Origin of the sequence: Halorubrum sp. SD683, from assembly GCF_002135045.1 — an archaeon.
GTDB lineage: Archaea > Halobacteriota > Halobacteria > Halobacteriales > Haloferacaceae > Halorubrum > Halorubrum ezzemoulense.
In genome coordinates this window covers 137-9,350 of record NZ_NEWJ01000092.1, presented here as the reverse complement: position 1 = coordinate 9,350, position 9,214 = coordinate 137, and the positions used below count along the sequence as shown (strand labels likewise).

Annotated in this window: 10 protein-coding genes; 4 read left to right on the top strand and 6 right to left on the bottom strand. The window is 74.0% G+C overall.

Features of this window, described 5'->3' with window-relative positions; genetic code table 11:
* Positions 1 to 99 precede the first annotated feature (99 nt).
* The 3 genes from B9G49_RS14765 to B9G49_RS14755 all read left to right on the top strand — a co-directional run bounded on the left by B9G49_RS14765 (position 100) and on the right by B9G49_RS14755 (position 3,699).
* Entirely contained in the window at positions 100 to 1,566 is a 1,467-nt protein-coding gene (locus B9G49_RS14765) for a cytochrome P450 (protein ID WP_233125228.1), read from the top strand.
* Between the two features lie 38 nt (positions 1,567 to 1,604).
* A complete protein-coding gene (locus tag B9G49_RS14760) occupies positions 1,605 to 2,708 on the top strand; it encodes a polymer-forming cytoskeletal protein (RefSeq protein WP_086216875.1) in 1,104 nt (367 codons plus the stop codon).
* 85 nt (positions 2,709 to 2,793) lie between these two features.
* Positions 2,794 to 3,699: a dihydrodipicolinate synthase family protein gene (locus B9G49_RS14755; protein ID WP_086216874.1), complete on the top strand. Its 906-nt coding sequence runs from the start codon at positions 2,794 to 2,796 to the stop codon at positions 3,697 to 3,699.
* Positions 3,700 to 3,753: 54 nt separating this feature from the next.
* Here B9G49_RS14755 and B9G49_RS14750 read toward each other — a convergent pair whose 3' ends face one another.
* On the bottom strand, positions 3,754 to 4,548 hold the full coding sequence (locus B9G49_RS14750; RefSeq protein WP_086216873.1) for a YkgJ family cysteine cluster protein: 795 nt from the start codon (positions 4,546 to 4,548) through the stop codon (positions 3,754 to 3,756).
* A gap of 117 nt (positions 4,549 to 4,665) precedes the next feature.
* Here B9G49_RS14750 and B9G49_RS14745 point away from each other — a divergent pair, with 117 nt between their 5' ends.
* Positions 4,666 to 5,109, top strand: a complete 444-nt coding sequence (locus B9G49_RS14745) for a DUF5788 family protein (protein ID WP_049932494.1) — start codon at positions 4,666 to 4,668, stop codon at positions 5,107 to 5,109.
* Between the two features lie 38 nt (positions 5,110 to 5,147).
* Here the strand turns inward: B9G49_RS14745 and B9G49_RS14740 are convergent, their stop codons facing one another.
* The 5 genes from B9G49_RS14740 to B9G49_RS14720 all read right to left on the bottom strand — a co-directional run.
* Positions 5,148 to 5,618, bottom strand: coding sequence for a Rieske 2Fe-2S domain-containing protein (locus B9G49_RS14740; protein ID WP_049932353.1), 471 nt, complete (start codon positions 5,616 to 5,618; stop codon positions 5,148 to 5,150).
* 56 nt (positions 5,619 to 5,674) lie between these two features.
* Entirely contained in the window at positions 5,675 to 6,613 is a 939-nt protein-coding gene (locus tag B9G49_RS14735) for an aminotransferase class IV (RefSeq protein ID WP_049932352.1), read from the bottom strand.
* Complete coding sequence (locus B9G49_RS14730; protein WP_233125227.1) at positions 6,606 to 7,277, bottom strand: aminodeoxychorismate/anthranilate synthase component II; 672 nt, start codon at positions 7,275 to 7,277, stop codon at positions 6,606 to 6,608. Before B9G49_RS14730 ends, B9G49_RS14735 begins: the two co-directional genes overlap by 8 nt.
* Entirely contained in the window at positions 7,274 to 8,935 is a 1,662-nt protein-coding gene (locus tag B9G49_RS14725) for an anthranilate synthase component I family protein (RefSeq protein WP_086216872.1), read from the bottom strand. Before B9G49_RS14725 ends, B9G49_RS14730 begins: the two co-directional genes overlap by 4 nt.
* 59 nt (positions 8,936 to 8,994) lie before the next feature.
* The coding region (locus B9G49_RS14720; protein ID WP_233125226.1) for a helix-hairpin-helix domain-containing protein at positions 8,995 to 9,214 on the bottom strand (220 nt) is incomplete at its 5' end.

The window sequence follows — 9,214 nt, the reverse complement described above, 5'->3', positions numbered from 1 at the left end:
CGGGCGGGACGCGCGGCCGGCCGGTCGGGGCTTGCGCGCGGTCTGCGCGCCGGTGGCGCCGGCCCCGGGACCGATCGCGGCGCCGACGGCTGCGGTCGGGTGGCGGAGCGCGGTGCGGGGGCCGAACCCGGCGCGCCGCGTCCGCCGGCGCCCGGGGGGCTTCCGCGGCTCGGAAACGTCCACGAACTGGCGAGCGACGCGCTCGGCTTCTACGGGCGCCGCGCCGCGGCCCACGGCGGCGTCGTCCGGTACGACGTGTTCGGGACGGAGAGCTACCTCGTCACCGATCCCGCGGCCGTCCGCCGAGTGCTCGTCGACGACCACGACCGGTACGAGAAGGGCGAGATGCCCCGATCCCGGCTCGGCGGGCTCCTCGGCGACGGCCTGTTCCTCGCGGAGGACGATGACTGGCGGGAGCAGCGGACGACCGTACGCTCCGCGTTCTTCCGCGAGCGGGTGGCCGAGTACGGCGACGCGATGGTCGACCACGCGCGCCGCGCGGCGGCGCAGTGGGACGACGGCGAAGTCGTCGACGTCCACGCCGCGGCGACAGACTACGCGTTCGCCGTCCTCGCCGAGAGCCTGCTCGGGCGCGACGTCGAACGGGAGCGCGAGACCGTGCGGGCGGCCGCCGAGAGCGTCACCGAGCGGTTCGACACCGGGCGGATGACCTCGTTCCTCCCGGAATGGGTGCCGACCCCGGCGAACCGTCGGTACCGGCGGCGGATTGGGGCGCTCCGGTCGACGATCCGAACGCTCGTCGCCGAGCGCCGCGCGGCCGGCCCGCCCGCCGACCCGGGCGCCGCGGACGACCTCCTCGGCACGCTCGTCGCGGCCGCGGAGCTCGGGGCGATGGACGACGACCGGCTCGTCGACAACGCGGTGACGTTCCTGTTCGCCGGCCACGAGACGAGCGCGCTCGGGCTCACGTACGCGCTCTACTGTCTCGCCGACAGACCCGAATTTCAGGAGCGGGTCCGGCGCGAGGTCGCGGCGCTCGACGGCGACCCCCGCCCCGCCGACCTCGGGGCGTGCCCGGCGTTGACCGCGGCCGTCGACGAGGCGCTCCGGCTGTATCCGCCCGTCCACACCTTCTTCCGAGAGCCGACCGAGGCGGTGAGGCTCGGGGGGTACCGCGTCCCCGCGGGGGTCGTCGTGACGCTCTCGCCGTGGGCGGTCCACCGCGACGGGCGGTGGTGGGACGACCCGACCGCGTACCGCCCCGAGCGCTGGCTGCGCGACGGGGCGGCGGGACCCGCCGACGGCGACGAGGCGGGAGGGCCCGTCCACGGCGACGAGGCTCCCGGTCCGGCGGTCGGTGAGCGCCCCGAGTACGCGTACTTCCCGTTCGGGGGCGGCCCGCGACACTGTATCGGGATGCGCTTCGCGAGACAGGAGCTCCGACTCGCGACCGCGACGCTGCTCCGGCGGCTGCGGCTGGAGCCGGTGACGACCGACCTCTCGGTGCGGGCGAGCGTGAACACGCGACCGGACGGACCGGTCCGCGTCCGCGTTCGCACGCTGGAGGAACCGCTCGACGCGAACGAGCCGTCCGATACCAGTTGACAAATACACATATGTACTTCGACAGAGATTCCTCGCGTATGGTCCGCTCAGACAGCAGCACGCGCCGTCGGATCGCCCTCGTCCTCGCGGCGGTGGCGCTCCTCTCGCCGCTCGCGACGGGAGTCGCGGCGGCCCAGTCGGTACAGAGCCCCTCCGGGTCAGTCGTCATCGCCGAGGGCGAGACGGTCGACGGCGTCGAGACCGTGGCCGCGACGATCGTCGTGCGCGGCACCGTCGAGGGGGACGTCTCCGGCGCGGCCGGGTCGATCCGGATCGCCGAGACGGGCCGCGTCGGCGGGAACGTTCAGGCCGCCGCCGGGACCGTCGTCGTCGAGGGGACGGTCGGCGGCGACGCCGAGGTCGGGGCCGGCTCCTTCGAGTTGACGGAGTCCGGGCGGATCGACGGCTCGCTCGACGTCGGCGCGGGCTCGATAACGGTCGACGGGGCGGTTGGCGGCGACGTTCGTGCGGGCGCCGACTCGGTCGTCCTCGGTCCGAACGCGGCCGTCGACGGCGAGTTCCGGTACGACGCCGAGACGTTCACCCGGAGTCCGGACGCGTCGGTCGCCGGCGGCGTCGTGGAGGACCCGAGCCTCGGCGACGGCGGCGGGAGCGGGATCGCCGGCGGCGGTGACTTCCTGCCCTCGTGGGTCGGCACCGTCTACGGCGCCGTCGCCAACCTCGTACTGGGTTCGGTCCTCCTGTTCGCGTTCCCCCGATTCTCTCGGGGAGTCGGAGACCGCGTCGGCACCGACCCGCTCGTCAGCGGCGGGGTCGGGATCCTCGCGCTCGTCGTCGCCCCGGTCGCCCTCCTGCTCCTCGCGATCACGATCGTCGGGCTCCCGCTGGCGCTCGTCGGCTTCGCGGCCTACGGCGTCGCGATCTGGGTCGGGTCCGTCTACGGACAGTACGCCCTCGGCTCGTTGATCCTCGGCCGGCTCGGCAGCCCGAGCCGGTGGCTCGCCCTGCTCGTCGGCGTCGTCGCGGTCGCGCTGATCGGGCTCGTCCCGTGGGTCGGCGGGATCGCGGAGTTGCTCGTCCTGCTCCTCGGGCTCGGCTCGCTCGGGCTCGGACTGTACGACGGGTACCGCGGTCGCGACCGCGGAACCGACCCCGATCCGGGGGCAGTGAGCGTCGATTGACGGCGCGGTCCAGGTCGCGCTTTCGACGCCGACGCTCCCCTCCGCGGCGGCAAGGACTTTTTCTCACCCCGTCGAACCGGGGCGCATGGACGAGATGGACCTCCCGCGCGCCGCCGTGTCGCCCCCAATCGTCACGCCGTTCGACGCCGACGGCGGCGTCGACGCCGATGCCCTCGCGAACCACGTCGACGCGCTCGTCGAGGCCGGGCTCGACGGGATGGCCCCCTGCGGGACGACGGGCGAGTTCGCCAGCCTCTCCGACGGCGAGCGCCGGACCGTGGTCGAGGCGGTCGTCGACGCGGCCGACGGCCGAGTCCCGGTGATCGCCGGCGCGGCCGACACCGCGGTCTCCCGGGTCCGCGACCACCTGTCGGCCGCCGCGGCGGCCGGGGCCGACGCGGGGCTCGTCACCCTCCCGTACTACCACGCGTCGACCGAACCGGCGGGCCAGCGGGCGTTCCTCGAGGCCGTCGTCGACGACGCCCCGCTCCCGGTGCTCCTGTACGACATCCCGGCGACGGTCGGCGAGTCGATCGACCTCGACGCCCTCGCCGGCCTGGCGCGTCGCGAGTCGGTCGTCGGCATGAAGGACACGACCGGCGACCTCACCGACCTCGAAGCGAAGGTCGCCGCGACGCCGGACTCCTTCGCCGTGTTCCAGGGCGTCGACGCGCAGCTCTACCCGAGCGCGAGCATCGGCGTCGACGGCGGGATACACGCCCTCTCGCAGGTTATCCCGGAGGTATTCGTCGCGCTCGCCGAGGCGATCCGCGACGGGGACGACGACCGCGCGCTTGCGTGCCATCGCCGCGCGGTCGCGCCGCTTTTCGCCCGCTGCGCCGACCACGGCTTCGCGCCGGCGACGAAGGTCGCGGCCGCGCACCGCGGGTTCGTCCCCGACCCCCGCGTCCGGCCGCCGCTCACGCTCCCGGACGAGGCCGAGCGCGAGCAGATCCGCGCGGACGTGGACGCGGCGCTGGACGTGGTCTGAGAACGCTGCGGACGGGCCCTCCGAACGACCGCGCCCGCGCCCGCACCTCGCCCGCTACCCGTCGCCGATCAGTGTCCCGTCGGCCGCCTTCGGGCCCTCGGAGTCGAAGACGACGACATCGCCGTCGGTCCGCTCGCGGGCGGTCGGGTCGTAGCCGTCGCGGACGCCGATCGCCTCCTCCAGTTCGCGCACCGCGCGCTCTTTCAATGCGGCGGCCAGCTCCTCGGCGTCATCGCGGGAGATGTCGCGGCCGAGCCCCTCGCACTCGTGGGCGCGGACGACGCCCGCCTCGTCGACGGCCTCGCCCATCGGCTGGCTCGTCCCGTCGAGGGCGACGCTGAACGGGTAGGTCCGGCAGATCAGCGGCCGGGCGTCGTGGACCGTACACGCGCCCTCGCCGTCCGACTCCTCGTAGAAGGTACAGTCGCCGCAGCCGTCGGTCGCGAGCGCCCACTCGAACGTCTCGCCGCGCGGCTCGCCGTCGGCGTCCGGTTCCAGCCCGAACGGCATCGGTCGGGCCACGTCGCGCCAGTCGTACGCCTCGCCGGAGTCCGCTTCGGCGGCGTCGGCGACCCGGCGGACCTCGTCCGGGAAGACGGTCGCGGTGTGGGGCTCGCGGTCGCCGTCGTCGTCGTGACAGCCCGACTCGGAACCGGCACCGTCGTGACAGCCCGACTCGGTCTCGTCGACTCCCTCACCCGCGGGCGCACCGCCCGGCTCGTCGGGGGCGTAGCCGGTACAGCAGCCGCCACAGCGCGTACACTCGAAGCCGATGGACTCGATGGCGTCCGCGAGATCGGCGACGTCGAGGTCGCGGGCGGCGGCGAGTTCGGCTTCGAGCGGTTCCATACGCCCACGTTGCGACGCCTCGCGGTTAACCTCGTCCCTTCCGATCACCGGGGCGACTCGGTGGCAGGCGCGCTCCGGGCGAAGGAGCGAAGTGCGGCCGCTGCCTACCGAGGGGGCGTGAAGGAGTACGAGCGAAAACAGCTCCTAGAACGAGTCAACCGGGAGTCCTCGACGGTCGGCGTCGAAATCCCGGAGTCGATCGAGATCCAGGGCGAGGCGATCGACCTCCGGTCGTTCGTCTTCGAGATCAAGCGCCGCGACTCGATTCCGCCCGGCGAGCGCGACCGCGTCGACCGCGCGAAGCGGAACCTCCGTCGCGAGCGCCTCGACCGGCTCGAACCGATCGAGGAGAACGAGGTGAGCTACGAGGAGGGCGAGGCGCTGGCGTCGTCGATCATCGGGATCGACCGCGCGCTGGAGGCGCTGGAGGGGCTCGACGCCCCCGATCCGGAGACGGAAGCGAAGCGGCAGGAGGCCGCGGACCGGAAGCGCTGGATGAACTTCCTGAAGAAGGCGCTCGGCCGCGACGACGCCGGCGGCGGCGGTCGGACGCGCTTCTGATCGGGGCGCGGCGGCGGCGGCGCTCGCCGGCCGAGGGCTCAGTTCCCGGTGAAGTCGATCCGCGAGCCGCTACCGTCGCCCTTCCCGGCCGAGGGGCCGAGCCGGACGAACTCGTAGGCGTCGTCGTCGAGGTACACCGCGTCGTCCGCCACCGCGACGCCCACCGACTCGAGGACGGCCCCCTCGCAGGGCCCGAAGTTACAGTAGCCGCCGTCGGCCTCGAACGTGGCCCCGTGCTTCTGGCAGAACACCTCGCCGTTGCGCACGAAGGCCCCGTCGTCCTTGTCGAGGCGCACGTCCGTCCAGTGCTGGCAGTAGTTCCGGAACGCGCGTACCTCGCCCGCGGCCCGGGTGAGGACCGCCTCGACCTCCGGCGCGCCGTCCTCGCCTTCGCCGAGGTCGCCCTCGCCCTCGTCGACCGCCTCGGAGTCGACAGGGCGCAGCGTCGCGAGCAGCGTGCTCTCCTCCGGGACCTCCTCGACGCCGGCGATCCGGCGGCTCTCGTCCATGTCCGTGGGAGGCCGGCGACCGGCTTGAACGTTGCGCGTTCCCCGGCCGCCGCCCGTCACAGCCGCTCACCGTCGTAGTACCGCTCTTCGACGCGCCGGTCGAACAGCCGCGAGAGGAGCGTCGTGAGCGGGCCGGCGACCCCCTCGCCGTCGCCGTCGACCGCGATGCCGTCGACGGTCGCCACGGGGCGGACCTCCCACGTGGAGTTCGTGAGGAATGCCTCGTCGGCTTCGCGGACCGCGTCCGGCGCGTACGTCCCCTCCTCGACCGGGATCCCCTCCGACTCCGCGAGTTCGATCACCGTCGTCCGGGTGACACCGGGCAGGATCGGTCCGTCCAGCGAGGGCGTCTTGAGCGCTGTCCCGTCGGCGAAGAAGAGGTTCGCGGTCGCGCCCTCCGCGACGTTGCCGTCGGGGTCGAGCATGAGCGCCTCGTCCGCGCCGGTGACGCGAAGTTCGAGCCGGGCCAAGATTCCGTTGAGGTAGTTGTGCGTCTTCGCCGCGGCCGGGAGCGCGCGGCTCGCGGGCTTGCGCGTCTTGGTCGTCTGGAGCGCGGCGGGCCCGCCGTGGACCGGATCGCTCCCGACGCCGCCCCGGGGGAGCGGCTTCGCGATGACGACCACGGTCGGGTCGACCTCGGGCCGCGGGTCGAGCGTGCCGGGCTGCGTCCCGCGCGTGATCGAGAGCCTGACGTAGGCGTCCGCGAGGTCGTTCGCGGCGAGCGTCTCGTCGACGCGGCGTTTCAGCTCCGCGTCGGTGATCCCGTGGTCGAGCTTCAGCGTCTCGCAGGTGTCGGCGAGCCGGGCAGCGTGCGCGTCCCACCGGAAGACGTCGCCGCCGTACGCGCGCATCGTCTCGAAGGCGGCGTCCCCGTAGGCGAACCCGCGGTCCTCCACCGAGACGGTCGCCTCCGCGGCCGGGACGAGGTCGCCGTCGACGTGGTACAGTCGCTCGCCGTCGCCGGTCGCCGCCGAGCGGTCGGTGTCGTCACTCATGCTCTTCGCACACCTCTACGAAGTTCCGGACCATGCGCTTCCCGCGCGGCGTGAGGATGCTCTCGGGGTGGAACTGGACGCCGAGGTGCGGCTTCTCGCGGTGGCGCACGCCCATCACGACCTCGCGCTCCTCGTCGGTTCGCGCGGTCTCGACCAGCTCGTCCGGGAGGGCCTCGCGCTCGACGGAGAGCGAGTGGTACCGCCCGACGCGGAGCCGGTCGGGGAGGCCGGCGAAGACGCCCTCGCTGTCGTGGGTTATCGTCGAGGGCTTCCCGTGGACGACCTCCGGCGCGTGGCCGACCCGACTCCCCCGGCTCGCGCACAGCGCCTGGTGGCCGAGACAGACGCCGAACACCGGGCGGTCGAGCGCGAAGACGGCCGTCGAGACGCCCGCCTCAGCCGGGGTTCCCGGCCCGGGCGAGACGACGACGCCGTCCGGGTCGAGCGCGCGGATCCCCGCGAGGTCGACCGCGTCGTTGCGGCGCACCGTCACCGCGCCGGCGACCTCGCCGACGTACTGGACGAGGTTGTACGCGAACGAGTCGTAGTTGTCGACGACGAGCACCCGCGCGTCGGCGTCGCCAGCGCCGGGACGCCAGCCGGCTCCCGCCGCCGCGGGCTCCGAATCGGGCCCAGCGCCCGTCTCGGCCTCGTCCACCGTCATCGCTCCGCCACCCCCTCAGCGGGTTCGTCGACCGCCATCTCGCCGCCGACGAGCGCCTCGTCGACCGCGCTCACCAGCGCCCGAGCCTTCGCGAGCGTCTCCTCGTACTCGGCGTCCGGGTCGGAGTCATGGACGATCCCGGCCCCGACCCGGAGGTGGTACTCGGCGGCGCGGCGCACGAGCGTCCGGATGACGATGTTCAGCGTCGCGCGTCCGTCGAACCCGGCCGCGAACATCGACCCGGTGTACGGGCCCCGTCGGGTCGGCTCCAGCTCGTCGATGATCTCCATCGTCCGGGGCTTGGGCGCGCCCGTGATCGTCCCGCCGGGGAAGCAGGCCGCGACCGCGTCCGCGAGCCCAACGTCGGGCCGCGCCTCCCCCTCGATCAGGCTCACGAGGTGCATTACCTCGCTGTAGCGGTCGACGCGGCGGTACTCGCTCACCTCGACGGTACCGAACCGCGACACCTTGCCAAGGTCGTTGCGTTCCAGGTCGACCAGCATCGCGTGTTCGGCGCGCTCCTTCTCGTCGCCGGTCAGTTCGGTCTCCAGCCTGGCGTCCGCCGCCTCCGTCTCCCCGCGGGGGCGCGTCCCCGCGATCGGTTCGGTGACGAGGCGGGCGCCGCGGTCGGGGTCGTCGGTCGGCTCGCGCTCCAAGAGGAGCTCCGGGCTCGCGCTCACGAGGTCGACTCCGCTCGGGCGCTCGCCGAACTCGACCAGCCCGGAGTACGGGGCCGGGTTCACCGTCCGCACGGCGTTGTACGCGTCGAGCGGGTGGACCGCGGCGGGCGCGGTCAGCCGCTGGGAGACGTTCGCCTGGAACGTGTCGCCCTCGCGGACGTACGCTTTGACCCGGCGGACCGCGTCGGCGTACCCCTCGCGGCCCACGTCGCTCTCGAAGGTCGCGCCGGCCGCGGCCGGGTCGGGCACTGGCCCCGAACTCGGGTCTCCACCCTCAATACGGTCTATCAGCGCCGCCGCCCGCTCGACGCCCCCGTCGAATACCGTGTCGAGCGCGTCGCGGTCGGCGTCGGGGTCGTCGAGTCCTGCCGGGACGCGCGGACAGGCGGTGACTCGGAGCGTGACGGACTCGGAACCGCCGTCGGCGTCGACAGGGCACTCCCACGCCGCGATCCGGTCGAAGAGCGCGGCCTGGAGCCGCGGGAGGCCGCGGTCGTCGACCGCTCCGGGACCGTCGGACGCCGGCGGCGGGAAGTCCTCCAGGTCGCGGGCGGCGTCGTAGGAGAGCCAGCCGAACGCGCCGCACGGGTACGGCACGTCGCAGTCGCCGCGGGCCAGCATCTTGCCGTCGAGGAGTCCCTCTAGCGCCGTCAGCGAGGGCGACGGGCGCCGGTAGTCGCCGGTGGAGGCCGTCCGCGCGTCGCCGCCCGACCCCTTCCCCTCGCCGCTCGCGGTCGCGACGACCGCCTCGTCGGAGACGGTCAGCCGCTCGACCGGGTCGACGCCGAAGTAGCCCCATCCGGACTGGCCGCCGGTCGTCTCGTAGAAGACGCCGCCGGGGCCGCGCCGCGCCCGGCGGTAGGCCGCGAAGGGGTCGTCGACGTCGACCCGGAGTTCGACCGGGACCCGGGCGCCGTCCGGCGCCGCGGCCGCGACCGCGCGGAACCGGCCCCGGTCGGTGCGTACCGTTCGGTTCATGCGACTCTCTTCGGCGGTGGCGGTGAAACAGTTGCGGTCGACCGGACCCGTCCCGGCCGTCAGAACTCGCTCGCGCGGTCGATCCACGTCGCGGCGCGCTTCTCGCCGACGCTCGTCCCCTCGGCCACGGCGGCCGCGTCCGCCGCGGCGAGATCGTCTATCGTCTCGATCCCGATCCCGGCGAGGCGCTCGGCGTACGCCGGGCCGATGCCCTTGATCTCCTCGACGCTCGGCCCGCGGGCGGCGCCGCACACCGCGCCCGCGTCCCTCCCGCCCGCC